Consider the following 15,875-nt stretch of genomic DNA (forward strand, 5'->3'; position numbering starts at 1 on the left):
CACCCCCTCGCGGGCCGGGAGCCGTGCGGGCGAGGGGCGGGAGCGGCCGGGCCGGCGGGAGGAACCGGCGACGCAGGAAGCGGAGGGGACGGACATCGGAGGGACCGACGCCGGGGACGGTGACCTGACCGCCGTGTCGGAGCCGCCTCAGCGGACCGCCGTGGCCCGGCCCTCCCACCCCGCGGAGCAGCCGGTGGCCGGACCCAGGGTGTTCATCCTGCCGCTCGGCACCGGGCTGGTGCTGGTCGGCGTGGGCCTCGGCCTCGGCCTGTTCGCCCTGCGGCTGCGGCGCGGGTAGGGCCGTTCAGCGGTGGCTGCGGCGCGGGCCGCTGCGCGCCGCGGCCGGGGCAGGGCCCTTTCGCCGTGGCCGAGGCCCGGGCAGGGCCTACCGGCAGATTTACGGCGTCACCAGCAGGACCTTGCCGATGTGGCCGCTCTCCTCGACGACCCGGTGGGCGGCGGCCGCGTCGCTCATCGGCACCTCGCGGTCGACCACGGGACGGATGTGCCCGGCGTCCAGCAGGGGCCACACGTGCTCACGCACGGCCGCCACGATCGCCGCCTTCTCGTCCAGCGGCCGCGCCCGCAGCGAGGTGGCGCTGATCGCCGCCCGCTTGTTCAGCAGCGCGCCGATGTTCAGCTCGCCCTTGGCACCGCCCTGCATGCCGATGATGGCGAGCCGTCCGTTGACGGCGAGGGCCTTGACGTTGCGGTCGAGGTACTTCGCCCCCATGTTGTCGAGGATGACGTCGGCGCCCGCCCCGTCGGTGGCCTTGCCGACCTCCTCGACGAAGTCCTGTTCCCGGTAGTTGATCAGGACGTCCGCGCCGAGCTCGGCGCAGCGCTCCAGCTTCTCCGGCGTGCCGGCGGTCACCGCGACCTTGGCGCCCACGGCCTTGGCGAGCTGGATCGCCATGGTGCCGATGCCGCTGGAGCCGCCGTGCACCAGCAGGGTCTCGCCGGGGCGCAGGTGGGCGACCATGAAGACGTTCGACCAGACCGTGCAGACCACCTCGGGCAGCGCGGCCGCCCGCTTCAGGTCGACGCCCTGGGGCACGGGCAGCACCTGCCCGGCCGGCACGGCGACCTTCTCGGCGTAACCTCCGCCCGCGAGCAGGGCGCACACCTCGTCGCCCACGGCCCAGCCGGAGACCCCGGGGCCGATCGCGGCGATCCGTCCGGAGCACTCCAGACCGGGGTAGGGGGAGGCGCCGGGCGGGGGGTTGTAGAAGCCCTGCCGTTGCAGGATGTCGGCGCGGTTGACGGCCCCGGCCACCACCTCGACCAGCACCTCGCCCTCGCCGGCCACGGCATCCGGCACCTCGCTCCAGACCAGCGCCTCGGGTCCACCGGGTTCGGGAATCGTGATCGCATACATGGGCCCGACGCTACTCCTGGTGCCCCGCCCCTCCTCGGTCCCCGGTCCCGTTCCCTAGTCCCCTGGGTTCTGCGTCCTTGGACCGGACTTCCGAAATTCGCTGTGCGCCACCGATGAGTTTGCGCGACGGTAAAGGTCTCCCCATGCGTAGCCCAAGCACGCGGAAGGAACCCCGCCCATGAGCCAGCACACGTCAGCCCTGGCGATCGAGACCGCGGGCCTCGTGAAGACGTTCGGCGAGACCAGGGCCGTCGACGGAGTCGACCTCGCGGTGCCGGCCGGCACGGTCTACGGCGTCCTCGGCCCGAACGGCGCCGGCAAGACCACCACCGTGAAGATGCTGGCCACCCTGTTGCGGCCCGACGGCGGCGAGGCCCACGTCTTCGGCCACGACATCGTCCGCGAGGCCGACGAGGTCCGTGGCCGGGTCAGCCTCACCGGCCAGTACGCCTCCGTCGACGAGGACCTGACCGGCACCGAGAACCTGGTCCTGCTGGGCCGTCTCCTCGGCCACCACAAGAAGGCGGCACGCGAGCGTGCCGGGCAGCTCCTGGAGGCGTTCGGTCTCTCGGACGCGGCCGGGAAGCAGGTCAAGCACTACTCCGGCGGCATGCGGCGCCGTATCGACATCGCCGCGTCCATCCTCAACACCCCCGACCTGCTCTTCCTCGACGAGCCCACCACCGGTCTCGACCCGCGCAGCCGCAACCAGGTCTGGGACATCGTGCGCGCGGTCGTCGCCCAGGGCACCACCGTGCTGCTGACCACGCAGTACCTGGACGAGGCCGACCAGCTCGCCTCCCGGATCGCCGTCATCGACCGGGGCCGGGTGATCGCCGAGGGCACCAAGGGCGAGCTGAAGGCCTCCGTGGGCGCCGGGACCGTCCATCTGCGCCTGCGGGACGGCGGGCAGCGGCCCGAGGCGGCGGAGATCCTGCGGCGGGCCCTGGACGCCCGGGTGCAGCTCGAACCGGACTCGGTCGCGCTGACGGCCCGGCTCGCCACCGCAGCCGGCGACACGGCCGCCGAACAGGCCTCCCGTGCCCTGGCCGAGCTGGCCCGCACCGGCATCACGGTCGACAACTTCTCACTCGGCCAGCCCAGTCTGGACGAGGTGTTCCTCGCCCTCACCGGGCACGACACGCACGAGGGCCGCGACTCCGGCGGCTCCGGCGGTGCCCGCGACTCCCGTGACTCCCGTGACGACAAGGACGAGGTGGCGGCATGAGCACCGCGACACAGACCGAGACCCAGGACCTCGCCCCCGTCAGCGCCGAGTCGCTGGCCGCGCTGCTCGTCACCGGGGAGCGGCCGCCGCGCCCGAGCGCGCTGTCGGCCTCGCTGACCTTCGGCTGGCGCGCGGTCCTCAAGATCAAGCACGTACCGGAGCAGCTCTTCGACGTCACCGCGTTCCCGATCATGATGGTGCTGATGTACACGTACCTCTTCGGGGGTGCCCTGGCCGGGTCCCCCGAGGAGTACATCCAGTTCCTGCTGCCGGGCATCCTGGTGATGTCGGTCGTGATGATCACGATGTACACCGGGATCTCGGTCAACACCGACATCGAGAAGGGCGTCTTCGACCGCTTCCGCTCGCTGCCCATCTGGCGGCCGTCGACGATGGTCGGCTATCTGCTCGGTGACGCCCTGCGCTACACGATCGCCTCCGTCGTGATGCTCACCGTCGGCGTGATCCTCGGCTACCGCCCGGACGGCGGGGTCGGCGGAGTGGTCGCCGGGATCGCGTTGTTGGTCGTCTTCTCGTTCGCGTTCTCGTGGATCTGGACGATGTTCGGGCTGCTGCTGCGGACCGAGAAGTCGGTGATGGGCGTCAGCATGATGGTGATCTTCCCGCTGACCTTCCTGTCCAACGTCTTCGTCGACCCGAAGACCATGCCGGGCTGGCTCCAGGCCTTCGTCAACAACAGCCCGATCTCCCATCTGTCCTCGGCCGTGCGGGAGCTGATGGCGGGCGACTGGCCCGCCGACGAGATCGCCTGGTCGCTGGGGTGGGCGGGCCTGTTCCTGGCGGTCTTCGGACCGGTCACCATGCGGCTCTACAACCGCAAGTGATCACTGCGAGGGCATCGGGGGCAGCGGTCGGGCGTCGGGTGCCACCTGGGTGCCCGGCGTCGCCCGCACGATGGTGATCAGCCGGTCCGTCAACTCCAGCGTGCCCACGGCCGGATCGTCGTAGCCGAGCACCCGATGCCCGCGCAGCACGCTCACCACCAGGTCGTCCGTCTCCCTCGGCTTCCTGCCCACCTCGGCTTTTATGACGGGCCGTTCGACGATGTCGAGGCCGCTGCCCTGCTGGATGAGGTCCTCCATCACCATGCCGGCGGCGGGGCTGAGCACCGACAGACCGAGGAGCCGGCCGGCCGCGCTGGCGCTGGTGATGACGGCGTCGGCGCCGGACTGCTTGAGCAGCGGCGCGTTCTCCTCCTCGCGCACGGCGGCGACGATCTTGGCGCCCTTGTTGAGCTGCCGGGCGGTCAACGTCACCAGGACCGCCGTGTCGTCGCGCTGGGTGGCGATGATGATCTTCCGGGCCTTGTGCACCTCGGCGCGCTTGAGCACCTCGCTGCGGGTGGCGTCCCCGGCGATCCCGGCATAGCCGTCGGCGGTCGCGGCCTCGATCGCCTTGGCGCTGGGATCGACCACGACGACCTGTTCCTTCTTCAGCCCCGTGGCACAGACGGTCTGGATCGCGGACCGGCCCTTGGTGCCGAAGCCGATGACGACGGTGTGGTCGCGCAAGGTGGACCTCCAGCGGTTGAGTCGCCACTCCTCCCGGGTGCGTTCGGTGAGAACTTCCAGCGTCGTGCCGACCAGGATGATCAGGAACAGCACGCGCAGGGGCGTGATGACGAAGATGTTGGTGAGCCGGGCGGCATCGCTGACCGGGGTGATGTCGCCGTACCCGGTGGTGGAGAGGGTGACGGTCGCGTAGTACCAGGCGTCGAGGAAGTCGACGGACTGGTCGGAGTTGTCGTTGTAGCCGGAGCGATCCGCGTAGACGATCAGGGCGGTCGCCGCGAGGACCAGCAGGGCCATCAGCACCCGCTTGGCGACCTGGCGGAACGGATGCTCCACCACCTTGCGCGGCAACTTCACCTTGTGGGTCACGAGATGCTCGTCCGCCTGGCGGGCGATGGCGTCATGGCCCGGAAGTTTCACGTGAAACACACCCCGATTCCGGCGGACGCCCAGGGCAGATCGAGCAGTTCGGCCTCCTGCCCCGGCCGGGTGCCCCCGGGCGGTACGACGGCGAGGGCATCGGCGGCCGCGATGCCCCGCAGCATGGCCGGGCCGTTGTAGTGCAGCGGGATCGCGCTGTCGCCGCGCAGGACGACCGGGACGAGCCGGGTGTCGTGCGGGTGCCCGTGGGTCTCGTCCCTGAGGGGCAGGGTGTACGGCTCCGGGGCCGGGCGGGCGGCCAGGGTGCGCAGCAGCGGTTCGGCGAGCGTGAGCAGGCCGGAGACGGCGGCGAGGGGGTTGCCCGGCAGGCCGACGAGGTGCTGGTTCTCCTTGGTACGGGCCAGCAGCATGGGGTGACCGGGGCGCACCTTGACCCCGTCGACCAGCAGGTCGGCGCCGATACGGCCCAGGACGGGGTGCACGTGGTCGACGGGTCCGGCCGCGGTGCCGCCGGTCGTGACGATCACGTCGGCCTTGGATCCGGTGACCGCCTTGTGCAGGGCCGCGGCGGAGTCGCCGAGCCGTCGGACGGCGGTGACCTCGGCGCCGAGCGCGCGCAGCCAGGGCGGGAGCATGGGGCCGAGGGCGTCCCGGATCAGTCCGTCACGCGGGGTCCCCTCGGTGAGCAACTCGTCGCCGAGGACCAGGACTTCGACGCGGGGGCGGGGGACGACGGCGAGGGTGTCGTACCCGGCGGCCGCGGCCAGGCCGAGGACCGCCGGGGTGGCGAGGGTGCCGGGCGGCAGGAGCTGGTCGCCGCTGCGGCACTCCTGAGCGCGCGGGCGGATGTCCTGGCCGTGCACGACCTCCCGGGTGGCGTGCAGCCGGCCCTTCTCGTCGGTCTGCCCGTGCTCGCTGCGCAGGACGGCCGTGGTGTCCGGGGGGACACGCGCGCCGGTGGCGATCCGGGCCGCCTCGCCGTCGGTGAGCGGCGCGGGCTCGGCATGCCCGGCGAGCAGGCCCTCGTCCCGTACGGCCCAGGGGCCGGGTCCCGCGACCGCCCAGCCGTCCATGGCCGAGGTGTCGAAGGAGGGGAGGTCGGTGAGGGCGTCGAGGGGGGCGGCCAGGGTGAGGCCGAGAGCCTCGTCGAGCCGTACGGAGACGGGGGCGCGGCCGGCGCCGCGGGTGACCGCGCGGGCGGCCCGGGCAGCGGCGGCCCGGGCCTCGGGCCAGGGGGTCGCCCGGTGTTGGGCGTCCGGCCCGGCTCCCAACCCGGAGCCCTGGGGCGGGGGCGCGGAAGGGCGACGGCCACCGGGGTGCCCGGTGCCGTTGTCTTCTCTCACCAGGGCCAGCGCCTCCTCGACGTCGAGGTCGTCGGTGTCCCCGGCGGGGCCGGTGTGGTCGCCGGTGCGCACGGACCGGGCCGTCATCCGGCGTCCGGACGGGTGTCCGAGGCGCCGTCGGGCGCGGCGGTCTCCCCTTCGGCCTCCTCGGCCCAGCGCAGGGCGAGGGCCGCGGCCTTGCGGGAGGCCTCGGCGACCGCCTCGGGACCGCCACCCGCCTTCGCGGCGGCATAGCCGACGAGGAAGGTGGTCAGCGGTGCCGCGGGCCTGGCCACGCCGTGCGCGGCGTCACGGGCCAGATCGAGCAGCACGCCGGTGTCGACGTCGAGGTCGATCCCCAGCTCGTCCTTGACTGCGGAAATCCATTCATCCAACACGTGCCCATGCTCCCTGATGCGTGCCCTGGCGGTGGCGATGTCGTCCCAGGTGTCGCAGTCGAACGCCGCGACCGGGTCGAGGACTCGGGTGAGGTCGAGCGCGGCGGTCAGCCGGCGCAGGGGAAGGCCGGTGAGAGCGCCGTGCTCCTTCGTGAGCGCGGCGAGCTCGTGGCGCAGCGAGGGGGTGCGGTACGCGGCCACCAGCGGCTGGTCGCGGTTGTCGCCGTCGGTGAGCAGCACGCCGTCGGCGCCGCCCGTGCGCAGCACCGTCAACAACAGGCGGGCGGTGCCCTCCTGGAGGAAGGGCAGATCGGCGGAGAGCACCAGGACGTACCGCGCCGTGACGTGCCGCAGGCCGGCGTCCAGGGCGGCCAGCGGACCGCCGCCGGGCGGGTCCTCGCGGGCCCAGGTCACCGGCCGGGCGGTCGGGCGGGGATCGGCGACGACGACGGTGGTGCCCGCGTCGGCGCAGGCCGCGAGGACACGGTCGAGCAGGGCGCGGCCGCCCACCCGCACGCCTGGCTTGTCGGCGCCGCCGAGCCGCCGGGCGGCACCCCCGGCGAGCACGACGACGTCGTACACAGGACCGGCGGCTGGGTCGCGCGGGGGCTCGTACGAGGTCACCCCCTGAGTATGCGTGCCGTCGCGATCACAGGGAACGTGCGGCGCCGGGATCTCGGTGGGCGGGTGTCCCGCTCACAGGGTGCGCAGGAGCACCGCCGGCTGTTCCACGCAGTCCGCCACGTACCGCAGGAAGCCGCCCGCGGTGCCGCCGTCGCACACCCGGTGGTCGAAGGTGAGCGAGAGCTGGACGACCTGACGCACCGCCAGCTCGCCCTCGTGCACCCATGGCTTGGGGACGATGCGGCCGACGCCGAGCATGGCCGCCTCGGGGTGGTTGATGATCGGCGTGGAGCCGTCGACACCGAACACGCCGTAGTTGTTCAGCGTGAAGGTGCCGCCCGTGAGGTCCGCGGGGGTGAGGGTGCCGGTGCGGGCCGCCTCGGTCAGCCGGGCGAACTCCGCGGACAGCGACTCGGCGTCCCGCGTGTGCGCGTCCTTCACGACCGGTACGACCAGGCCCCGCTCGGTCTGCGCGGCGAAGCCCAGGTGCACGGCGTCCAGTCGCACGATCTCCCGGGCCGCCGTGTCCACCGTCGAGTTGAGCTCGGGGAAGCGGGCGAGGGCGGCGGTGCAGATGCGGGCGAGCAGCGCGAGCAGGGAGATCTTCGGTCCGCCGGCGGCGTTCATCGCGGTGCGCGCGTGCATGAGTTCGGTCGCGTCGGCGTCCACCCAGCAGGTGGCGTCGGGGATCTCGCTCCGGCTGCGGGACAGCTTGTCGGCGACCGCGCCCCGGACGCCCTTGAGGGGGACACGGGTCCCCGCGGACGTGGTGGCCGGGGCCACCGCAGGGGTCTGCGGGGCGGCGGCCGGTTCCTGTGCCGGTGCCGCGGCGGCGGGGGCCGGGCGCGCCTGGGAGGCGGCGGCACGCAGCGCGTACTCGACGTCGGCCCGGAGAATCAGTCCGTCGGGGCCGGAACCGGTCAGCTCCCTGAGGTCGAGTCCGTTCTCGCGGGCGAGGCGACGGACCAGCGGGGAGATCACGGGGACGGGTCCCTCAACCACCTCGGGAGCCGCCGTCCGGCCGTTCACCGGCACGGTGACCTGCTGCTCGCGGCGGACCCTGCGCCTGCGCGCGGGTGCCTCGGAGGTGCCGTACCCGACGAGGACGTTCCCCGAGCCCGCCGTCTGCGCGTCGGCGTCGGACGCGGGTGCCGGGGCCCCCACGGCGACCGTGATGAGGGGTGACCCGACCGGGAGTTCACTGCCCTCCTCGCCGAAGCGGGCCGTGACGACACCGGCGTAGGGGCAGGGGACGTCGACCATCGCCTTGGCCGTCTCGACCTCGACGACCGGCTGGTCGACCGCGACGACGTCGCCGACCTCCACCAGCCAGCGGACGATCTCCGCCTCCGTCAGGCCCTCGCCGAGATCCGGCAGCCTGAACTCCAGGACCTGCGCCATCAGCTCTCCGCCTCCCATTGCAGACGCCCGACGGCGTCCAGGATCCGGTCCACGCCGGGCAGGTGGTGACGCTCCAGCATCGGCGGCGGATAGGGGATGTCGAACCCGGCCACGCGCAGCACCGGCGCCTCCAGATGGTGGAAGCAGCGCTCCGTGACCCTGGCCGCGATCTCCCCGCCCGGTCCGCCGAACCCGCCCGACTCGTGCACGACGACCGCTCGTCCGGTCCGCCGTACCGAGGCAGCGACCGTGTCGTCGTCGAAGGGCACCAGTGAGCGCAGGTCGACGACTTCGAGATCCCACCCCTCCTCCCGCGCGGCCTCGGCGGCTTCGAGGCACACGGGTACGGACGGCCCGTACGTGATGAGTGTGGCGCTCCGGCCGGGGCGCCGCACCACCGCGCGGCCTATCGGTTCAACGGTCTGCGGGTCGTCCGGGTTCCAGGAGTCCTTCGACCAGTACAGCCGCTTGGGCTCCAGGACGACGACCGGGTCGTCGGAGGCGATGGCGGCGCGCAGCAGTCCGTAGGCGTCGGCGACGGTCGCGGGCGTGACGACGTGGAGTCCCGGTGTCGCCATGTAGTAGGCCTCGGAGGAGTCGCTGTGGTGCTCGACGCCGCCGATGCCGCCGCCGTAGGGGACCCGGATGGTGATCGGGAGCGGCATCGCCCCGCGGGTGCGGTTGCGCATCTTCGCCACGTGGCTCACGAGCTGTTCGAACGCCGGGTAGGCGAAGGCGTCGAACTGCATCTCCACGACCGGCCGCAGTCCGTACATCGCCATGCCGACGGCCGTGCCGAGGATGCCCGCCTCGGCGAGCGGGGTGTCCGTGCAGCGGTCCTCGCCGAACTCCTCGGCCAGTCCGTCGGTGACCCGGAAGACCCCTCCGAGGGTGCCGACGTCCTCACCCATGACGTGCACGGTGGGGTCGGCCGCCATCGCGTCGCGCAGCGCGCGCGTGAGGGCCTGCGCCATGGTGGCCGGCTTGAGGGCGACGGTGGTCATCGGTGCGTCCCCCCGTGGGTGTCGTGCTCGGCTTCGAGCTCGGCGCGCAACTGGGCCTGCTGCTCGCGCAGTTGCGGGGTGGGCGCGGCGTAGACGTGGGCGAACAGGTCCATCGGGTCGAGGACCGGGTCCTGGTTCATGCGCTCGCGCAGCCCGGCGGCGAAGTCCTCGGCGTCCTGGCGCACGTCCTCGATGCCGGCCTCGTCGATCAGACCGCGCTCGGTCAGTTCGTGCTCCAGGAGCGCGATCGGGTCGTGTCCGCGCCAGGTCTCGACCTCGGCGTCGCCGCGGTAGCGGGTCGCGTCGTCGGCGTTGGTGTGGGCGTCCACGCGGTAGGTGATCGCCTCCACCAGGGTGGGTCCGCCGCCCGCGCGCGCGTGCTGTACGGCGGCGGTGAGGACCTCGTGCACGGCGGCCGCGTCGTTGCCGTCGACCAGGCGTCCGGGCATGCCGTAGCCGACGGCCTTGTGGGCCAGCGACGGGGCCGCGGTCTGCTTGGCGAGCGGGACGGAGATCGCGAAGCCGTTGTTCTGGACCAGGAAGACGACCGGGGCCTGCCAGACGGCGGCGAAGTTCAGCGCCTCGTGGAAGTCGCCCTCGCTGGTTCCGCCGTCGCCGACCATGGCGAGCGCGACCACGTCGTCGCCCTTGAGACGGGCGGCGTGCGCGAGGCCGACTGCGTGCGGGAGCTGGGTGGCGAGGGGGGTGCACAGGGGGGCCACGCGGTGCTCGCGCGGGTCGTAGCCGGTGTGCCAGTCGCCGCGCAGGAGGGTCAGCGCCTGGACGGGGTCGACGCCCCGGGCGACGGCGGCGAGGGTGTCGCGGTAGCTGGGGAAGAGCCAGTCGCGGTCCTGGAGGGCCAGCGCGGCGGCGACCTCGCAGGCCTCCTGGCCGGTGCTGGAGGGGTAGACGGCGAGACGGCCCTGCTTGGTGAGGGCGGTGGCCTGCGTGTTGTAGCGGCGGCCGCGCACCAGCTCGGCGTACAGCCGGCGCAGCAGGGCCGGGTCGGTCTTCGCGGCCGCGTCGGTGCCGAGGACGCGATGGGGTTCGGCGTCGGGCAGCAGGGGCGCGGGGTCCGTGCGGGGCTGCCAGGCGGGCGGCGGCGATGGCCGATACGCGCCCCGCTGCTCCATGACCGTCATGACGGCACCTCCTCGTGGGAGCGGCTGGTGGCGCACCACGGGTGTGTGAGGCGCCTCACCTACCGATTGTTCGGTCGTCGGCACATTTTGGCTACAGGGCCCCTCAGGCTGTGGACAAACGGTTCTCCACACCCTGAGATGGACGCAGTACGTCCATGGTAGGGAGGCGGGGGGACATGGCACCTGAACAAATGGCCGAAGGCGCGGAGGGCGGTACCCCCCTTCCACCCCCGCGTCCGCTCGACGCCATCGATCAGGACATCCTCCAGATGCTCCAGGCGGACGGCCGCGCCTCGATACGGTCGGTGGCCGAACGGGTCCACGTCTCCCGGGCCAACGCGTACGCGCGGATCAACCGGCTCGTCGAGGACGGGGTCATCCGCGGCTTCGGCGCCCGCGTCAACCACGAGCGCGCAGGGCAGGGCACCTCGGCCTACATCACCCTGAAGATCGTCCAGAACTCCTGGCGCACGGTCCGCGAGCAGCTCCGGCAGCTTCCCGGGGCGTCCCACATCGCGCTGGTCGGCGGGGACTTCGACGTACTGCTCCTCGTCCACACCCCGGACAACAGGTCCCTGCGCGAACTGGTCCTCACCCGCCTCCAGGCGATCCCGGAGGTCCTCAGCACGCGCACCCTCCTGGTCTTCGAGGAGGAGGACCTGGAGCCGCAGGGCTGAGCTCAGGACGCCCGGCGCAGGCCCCCGAAGATCAACTGGGCCACCGCGTCCGCCACTTCGCGTTCGTTCATCCCCCGGCCGTCCGGGCGGTACCACTCCACGATGGAGTTGATCATTCCGAAGACCAGGCGGGTCGCGAGGCGCACCTCCACGTCACCGCGTACGTCGCCGTCCGCGGCCGCCGCCTTCAGGAGCTCGGCGACCCGGTGGTCGAAGTCGCGGCGCCGCTCCAGGGCCCACCGCTCGGTGTCCGTGTTGCCGCGCACCCGCAGCAGCAGGGTGACGTACGGCAGTTCGGCGATCAGCACCTCGACCATGCGCCGCACGACGTACTCCAGGCGCTCGCTGGCGCGGCCCACGCGCGCGTGCTCCTCGTCGAGGATGCCGAAGAGGCCGTCCAGGGCCCGGCTGACGGCCCGGCGCAGGAGTTCCTCCTTGCCGGACACATGGTGGTAGATCGACGACTTGGAGATGCCCGCCGCCTTGGAGAGGTGCTCCATGGAGGTGCCGTCGTAGCCGCGCTCGTTGAAGACCTGGACGGCGACGGACAGCAGTGTCTCGGGGGTGTACGTGTCGCGCTTGGCGGTCGTCATGAGGTGCTGCCCTCCCGCTTGTCGGAGGCGTACGCGTGCCGGTACAGCGCGAGCGAGGGCGCGTACCGGCCGGACGGGTCGCGCAGGTGCAGGTCGTCGAGGAGGGCGTAGGCCCAGTTGCGGCCCAGCCTGCGGCTCCACTCGAAGGGGCCGAGCGGGTAGTTCACCCCGAGCCGCATGGCGGTGTCGATGTCCTCCTGGGTGGCCACGCCCTTGGCGACCGCGTCGTGTGCCAGGTCGACGATCCGGGCCACCGTGCGGGCGACGATCATGCCGGGCACGTCCCCGATGACGCTGACGTCCTTGCCGAGCGCCTGGAAGAGCCCGACGGCCTCGGTGAGCGTCTGCTGCGAGGTGTCCTGGGAGGCGGACAGCGCGATCCGGGTGGCCCTGCGGTAGTCGAGCGCGAGGTCGAAGTAGACGACGTCACGGAACTCCACCGAGGTCTGGCCGTCGGCGAGCGCGAGCTGTCCGCCGCTCGGCAGCACCAGACGGGTGCCGTGGTCCTCCTCGTCCTCGCGGACCTGGATGCCCGCCTCGCGGATCAGCGCGAGCAGCTCCGAGGCGGGGCCCAGATCGCCCTCGGCGACCACGTACGCGGGCGCCTGGGCCGGCTCCGCGGTGTGCGGCTCGTCGCGCTCGGCGCCGTCCGTGTAGTCGTACCAGCCCCGTCCGGTCTTGCGGCCGAGCCGGCCCGACTCGACCAGGCGCTGCTGGGCCAGGGAGGGCGTGAAGCGCACGTCCTGGAAGAAGGCGCGCCACACGGAGTGCGTCACGGACTCGTTGACGTCCTGTCCGATCAGGTCGGTCAGCTCGAACGCGCCCATCTTGAAGCCGCCGCACTCGCGCAGGACCGCGTCGATGGTGGCGGGCTCGGCGCCCTGGGCCTCGTAGACGGCGAACGCCTCGGCGTAGAAGGGCCGCGCGATGCGGTTGACGATGAAACCGGGGGTGTCGGCGCAGGCGACCGGAGTCTTGCCCCACGCGCGTGCCGTCTCGTACGCGCGCGTGGCCGAGGAGACGTCGGTGGCGAACCCGGAGACGACCTCGACCAGCGGCAGCAGCGGCGCGGGGTTGAAGAAGTGCAGGCCCACGAAACGGCCCGGGTGGCGCAGGGCGCCGGCGATGGCCGTCACCGACAGGGAGGAGGTGTTGGTGGCGAGCAGGCAGTCCTCGCCCACCACGTTCTCCAGCTCCGCGAAGAGCTGCTGCTTGACGTCGAGCCGCTCCAGGACCGCCTCGACGACCAGGGTGCAGTCGGCGAGGTCGGTGAGGTGCTCGGCGGCCGTGAGACGGGCGCGCGCGGCGTCCCGGTCGGTGGCGGTGAGCCGGTCCTTCTCGACGAGCCGGTCCAGCCGGGCGCCGATCACGTCGGCCGCCTCCCGGGCCCGGCCGGGGACGGCGTCGTAGAGCCGCACCGGGTGCCCGGCGACCAGCGCGACCTGGGCGATGCCCTGGCCCATGGTGCCGGTGCCGACGACGGCCACGGGGCTGCTGAGGTCGAGTCCTGTCATGTGCGCGATCCTCCCGCACGGGGTTTTCCACAGATGCGGCGGACCCCCTTGTCCCGACCGATCGTTCGGTTACTCTAACTCTGACCGCCTGTTCCTGCCCATGTTTCTGCCCAGGTCATGAGCTCGACGAAGAGTTCGAAAGACGAGGAGTTGGTCCCGCATGGCCGCCGAACTGACCGCCCACGAGCTGATCGCCCAGCACCGGCCCACCCTCGACCAGGCGCTCGAAGCGATCCGCACCCGCGCGTACTGGTCCCCGCACCCGGAGCACCCGAAGGCCTACGGCGAGGACGGCAGCCTGGACATGGCGGCGGGCAAGGCCGCCTTCGACGCCCTGCTGGGCACCCGTCTGGACCTCGGCCAGCCCGGCACGGACGGCTTCGTGGGCGGCGAGGTCTCGCCCTACGGCATCGAGCTGGGCGTCGAGTACCCGCACGCGGACGTGGACGTCCTGCTGCCCGCGATGAAGGCGGGCCAGAAGGCGTGGCGGGACGCGGGCGCGGAGATGCGCGCGGTGGTGTGCCTGGAGATCCTCAAGAGGATCAGCGACCGCACCCACGAGTTCGCGCACGCGGTCATGCACACCAGCGGCCAGGCGTTCATGATGGCCTTCCAGGCGGGCGGCCCGCACGCGCAGGACCGCGGCCTGGAGGCGGTGGCGTACGCGTACGTGGAGCAGGTCCGCACCCCCGACACCGCGGAGTGGACCAAGCCGCAGGGCAAGCGCGACCCGCTCGCGCTCACCAAGCAGTTCACGCCGGTCCCGCGCGGGGTCGGCCTGGTCATCGGCTGCAACACCTTCCCGACGTGGAACGGCTACCCGGGCCTGTTCGCCTCCCTGGCCACCGGCAACGCGGTCCTGGTCAAGCCGCACCCGCGCGCGGTGCTGCCGCTGGCCCTCACCGTCCAGGTGGCGCGGGACGTCCTGGGCGAGGCCGGCTTCGACCCGAACCTGGTGGCCCTCGCCGCCGAGCGCCCGGGTGAGGGCGTCGCGAAGACCCTGGCCACCCGCCCGGAGATCCGGATCATCGACTACACCGGCTCGACGGAGTTCGGCGACTGGCTGGAGGCCAACGCCCGCCAGGCGCAGGTCTACACGGAGAAGGCCGGCGTCAACACGGTGCTCGTGGAGTCGGCCGCGAACTACAAGGGGATGCTCTCCAACCTGGCGTTCTCGCTGTCCCTGTACAGCGGCCAGATGTGCACCACTCCGCAGAACCTGCTGATCCCCCGCGACGGCATCCGCACCGACGAGGGCCCCAAGACCTTCGACGAGGTGGTCTCGGACCTCGCCCGCTCGGTCGACGGCCTCCTCGGCGACGACGCCCGCGCGAACGCGCTGCTGGGCGCCATCGTCAACCCGGACGTGAAGGCGCGTCTGGAGGCAGCGGCGGGCCTGGGCGAAGTCGCCCTGGCCTCCCGGGAGGTCGCCAACCCGGAGTTCCCGGGCGCGGTCGTGCGCACCCCCGTGATCGTCAAGCTCGACGGCGCCAAGCCGGACGACGAGGCCGCCTACATGAGCGAGTGCTTCGGGCCCGTCTCCTTCGCCGTCGCGGTGGACTCGGCCGCCGACGCGGTGGAGCTGCTGCGGCGCACGATCCGCGAGAAGGGCGCGATGACGGTCGGCGCGTACACCACCGACGAGCAGGTCGAGCAGGCCGTCCAGGAGGTCTGCCTGGAGGAGGCCGCGCAGTTGTCGCTGAACCTGGTCGGCGGGGTCTACGTCAACCAGACGGCCGCGTTCTCCGACTTCCACGGCTCGGGCGGCAACCCGGCCGCCAACTCCGCGCTGTGCGACGGGGCGTTCGTCGCCAACCGGTTCCGGGTGGTCGAGGTGCGCCGGGAGGCCTAGGAGCCGCCGAGACTCCAGTGGTAGAGCGTCATCGCCACACTCGTCGCCAGGTTGTAGCTGGAGACCTGGGGGCGCATCGGCAGCGCCACCAGATGATCGGCACGCGCGCGCAGTTCGGGCGAGAGCCCGCTGCGCTCCGAGCCGAACGCGAGGACGGCGTCGTCCGGGATCTTCACCCCCCGGATGTCGTCGCCCTCGGGGTCCAGGGCGAAAACAGGTCCTGGCGGCAGCTCGGCGACCGTCAGGCGCTCCACGGCGGTCGCGAAGTGCAGGCCGGCCCCACCGCGTACGACGGTCGGGTGCCAGGGGTCGAGCGTGCCCGTGGTGACCACCCCGGTCGCCCCGAAACCCGCGGCCAGGCGGATCACGGCCCCGGCGTTGCCGAGGTTGCGCGGATTGTCGAGGACCACGACCGGGGCGGTGCGCGGGGTGTGCGCGAGCCTTTCGAGACGGTCGGCCCGGGACGGCCGTACGGCCAGGGCCGCGACCGCCGTGGGATGCGGGCGCGGCACGAGGGAGGTGTACGCCGACTCCGGGACCTGCGTGAGCAGCGCGTCCAGGGTGTCCCGTACGTCCGGCGCCAGCTCTTCGGCCAGGGCGAGCGCGGCGCCCCGGTCGACGGCGACCGCCACCGGGACCTCGGCTCCGAAGCGCACGGCGTGCTTGAGGGCGTGGAAGCCGTCGAGCAGCACGGAGGTGCCGGCGAGCCGGTGCCACAGGGTCACGGGGTCGGGGCCGGTCGTCATGCGGGGAAGCCTACGTGGCGGGGATCGGGGTTCTCGGGGTCGCCGGGGTGCTCGCCAGGGCGGTGGGTGGGGTTCGCGGGGCG

At 72.7% G+C, this 15,875-nt stretch carries 14 protein-coding genes and 1 pseudogene; 5 read left to right on the forward strand and 10 right to left on the reverse strand.

Annotated features, from left to right (window positions below):
• Window positions 1–298 (forward strand): annotated as a pseudogene (locus AOJ26_RS30585) (hypothetical protein); the annotation flags it as partial.
• A gap of 99 nt (window positions 299–397) precedes the next feature.
• On the opposite strand, the gene AOJ26_RS30590 reads toward AOJ26_RS30585, so the two are convergent.
• The gene (locus AOJ26_RS30590) at window positions 398–1,378 is read right to left on the reverse strand and encodes an NAD(P)H-quinone oxidoreductase (protein WP_053851609.1); all 981 of its coding nucleotides are present in this window, start codon (window positions 1,376–1,378) and stop codon (window positions 398–400) included.
• Between the two features lie 178 nt (window positions 1,379–1,556).
• Between AOJ26_RS30590 and AOJ26_RS30595 the strand changes: the two genes are divergently transcribed.
• A complete protein-coding gene (locus tag AOJ26_RS30595; protein ID WP_053851610.1) occupies window positions 1,557–2,606 on the forward strand; it encodes an ATP-binding cassette domain-containing protein in 1,050 nt (349 codons plus the stop codon).
• Entirely contained in the window at window positions 2,603–3,451 is an 849-nt protein-coding gene (locus AOJ26_RS30600) for an ABC transporter permease (RefSeq protein WP_053851611.1), read from the forward strand. Before AOJ26_RS30595 ends, AOJ26_RS30600 begins: the two co-directional genes overlap by 4 nt.
• Here the strand turns inward: AOJ26_RS30600 and AOJ26_RS30605 are convergent, their stop codons facing one another.
• The 6 genes from AOJ26_RS30605 to pdhA all read right to left on the reverse strand — a co-directional run bounded on the left by AOJ26_RS30605 (window position 3,452) and on the right by pdhA (window position 10,410).
• Complete coding sequence (locus AOJ26_RS30605; protein WP_053851612.1) at window positions 3,452–4,558, reverse strand: potassium channel family protein; 1,107 nt, start codon at window positions 4,556–4,558, stop codon at window positions 3,452–3,454.
• A complete protein-coding gene (locus AOJ26_RS30610; protein ID WP_053851613.1) occupies window positions 4,555–5,949 on the reverse strand; it encodes a molybdopterin molybdotransferase MoeA in 1,395 nt (464 codons plus the stop codon). The genes AOJ26_RS30605 and AOJ26_RS30610 overlap by 4 nt, the downstream gene beginning before the upstream one ends.
• Complete coding sequence (locus tag AOJ26_RS30615) at window positions 5,946–6,863, reverse strand: NTP transferase domain-containing protein (RefSeq protein ID WP_053851614.1); 918 nt, start codon at window positions 6,861–6,863, stop codon at window positions 5,946–5,948. The genes AOJ26_RS30610 and AOJ26_RS30615 overlap by 4 nt, the downstream gene beginning before the upstream one ends.
• Window positions 6,864–6,935: 72 nt before the next feature.
• The gene (locus tag AOJ26_RS30620; protein ID WP_053851615.1) at window positions 6,936–8,264 is read right to left on the reverse strand and encodes a dihydrolipoamide acetyltransferase family protein; all 1,329 of its coding nucleotides are present in this window, start codon (window positions 8,262–8,264) and stop codon (window positions 6,936–6,938) included.
• A complete protein-coding gene (locus AOJ26_RS30625; RefSeq protein WP_053851616.1) occupies window positions 8,264–9,268 on the reverse strand; it encodes an alpha-ketoacid dehydrogenase subunit beta in 1,005 nt (334 codons plus the stop codon). Before AOJ26_RS30625 ends, AOJ26_RS30620 begins: the two co-directional genes overlap by 1 nt.
• The gene (gene pdhA, locus AOJ26_RS30630) at window positions 9,265–10,410 is read right to left on the reverse strand and encodes a pyruvate dehydrogenase (acetyl-transferring) E1 component subunit alpha (RefSeq protein WP_053851617.1); all 1,146 of its coding nucleotides are present in this window, start codon (window positions 10,408–10,410) and stop codon (window positions 9,265–9,267) included. The genes AOJ26_RS30625 and pdhA overlap by 4 nt, the downstream gene beginning before the upstream one ends.
• Before the next feature lie 176 nt (window positions 10,411–10,586).
• Here pdhA and AOJ26_RS30635 point away from each other — a divergent pair, with 176 nt between their 5' ends.
• On the forward strand, window positions 10,587–11,087 hold the full coding sequence (locus AOJ26_RS30635; RefSeq protein WP_373413200.1) for an Lrp/AsnC family transcriptional regulator: 501 nt from the start codon (window positions 10,587–10,589) through the stop codon (window positions 11,085–11,087).
• Window positions 11,088–11,089: 2 nt separating this feature from the next.
• Here the strand turns inward: AOJ26_RS30635 and AOJ26_RS30640 are convergent, their stop codons facing one another.
• Window positions 11,090–11,680, reverse strand: coding sequence for a TetR/AcrR family transcriptional regulator (locus AOJ26_RS30640; RefSeq protein WP_053851619.1), 591 nt, complete (start codon window positions 11,678–11,680; stop codon window positions 11,090–11,092).
• Window positions 11,677–13,194 carry a 3-hydroxyacyl-CoA dehydrogenase gene (locus AOJ26_RS30645; protein WP_053851620.1) on the reverse strand — a complete coding sequence of 506 codons (1,518 nt, stop codon included), beginning with the start codon at window positions 13,192–13,194 and terminating at the stop codon, window positions 11,677–11,679. The genes AOJ26_RS30640 and AOJ26_RS30645 overlap by 4 nt, the downstream gene beginning before the upstream one ends.
• 160 nt (window positions 13,195–13,354) lie before the next feature.
• Between AOJ26_RS30645 and paaN the strand changes: the two genes are divergently transcribed.
• On the forward strand, window positions 13,355–15,046 hold the full coding sequence (paaN, locus tag AOJ26_RS30650) for a phenylacetic acid degradation protein PaaN (RefSeq protein ID WP_053851621.1): 1,692 nt from the start codon (window positions 13,355–13,357) through the stop codon (window positions 15,044–15,046).
• Here the strand turns inward: paaN and AOJ26_RS30655 are convergent.
• Entirely contained in the window at window positions 15,043–15,792 is a 750-nt protein-coding gene (locus AOJ26_RS30655; protein ID WP_053851622.1) for a TrmH family RNA methyltransferase, read from the reverse strand. The two genes, paaN and AOJ26_RS30655, sit on opposite strands and share 4 nt — an antisense overlap.
• Window positions 15,793–15,875 lie beyond the last annotated feature (83 nt).

The organism is Streptomyces sp. NRRL B-24085, from assembly GCF_001282115.1.
Lineage (GTDB): Bacteria > Actinomycetota > Actinomycetes > Streptomycetales > Streptomycetaceae > Streptomyces.

Coding starts and splice junctions, on each gene's coding strand:
- AOJ26_RS30590 (WP_053851609.1), bottom strand. CDS start 1,378: ATGTATGCGATCACGATTCCCGAACCCGGTGGACCCGAGGCGCTGGTC.
- AOJ26_RS30595 (WP_053851610.1), top strand. CDS start 1,557: ATGAGCCAGCACACGTCAGCCCTGGCGATCGAGACCGCGGGCCTCGTG.
- AOJ26_RS30600 (WP_053851611.1), top strand. CDS start 2,603: ATGAGCACCGCGACACAGACCGAGACCCAGGACCTCGCCCCCGTCAGC.
- AOJ26_RS30610 (WP_053851613.1), bottom strand. CDS start 5,949: ATGACGGCCCGGTCCGTGCGCACCGGCGACCACACCGGCCCCGCCGGG.
- AOJ26_RS30620 (WP_053851615.1), bottom strand. CDS start 8,264: ATGGCGCAGGTCCTGGAGTTCAGGCTGCCGGATCTCGGCGAGGGCCTG.
- AOJ26_RS30625 (WP_053851616.1), bottom strand. CDS start 9,268: ATGACCACCGTCGCCCTCAAGCCGGCCACCATGGCGCAGGCCCTCACG.
- pdhA (WP_053851617.1), bottom strand. CDS start 10,410: ATGACGGTCATGGAGCAGCGGGGCGCGTATCGGCCATCGCCGCCGCCC.
- AOJ26_RS30635 (WP_373413200.1), top strand. CDS start 10,587: ATGGCACCTGAACAAATGGCCGAAGGCGCGGAGGGCGGTACCCCCCTT.
- AOJ26_RS30640 (WP_053851619.1), bottom strand. CDS start 11,680: ATGACGACCGCCAAGCGCGACACGTACACCCCCGAGACACTGCTGTCC.
- AOJ26_RS30645 (WP_053851620.1), bottom strand. CDS start 13,194: ATGACAGGACTCGACCTCAGCAGCCCCGTGGCCGTCGTCGGCACCGGC.
- paaN (WP_053851621.1), top strand. CDS start 13,355: ATGGCCGCCGAACTGACCGCCCACGAGCTGATCGCCCAGCACCGGCCC.
- AOJ26_RS30655 (WP_053851622.1), bottom strand. CDS start 15,792: ATGACGACCGGCCCCGACCCCGTGACCCTGTGGCACCGGCTCGCCGGC.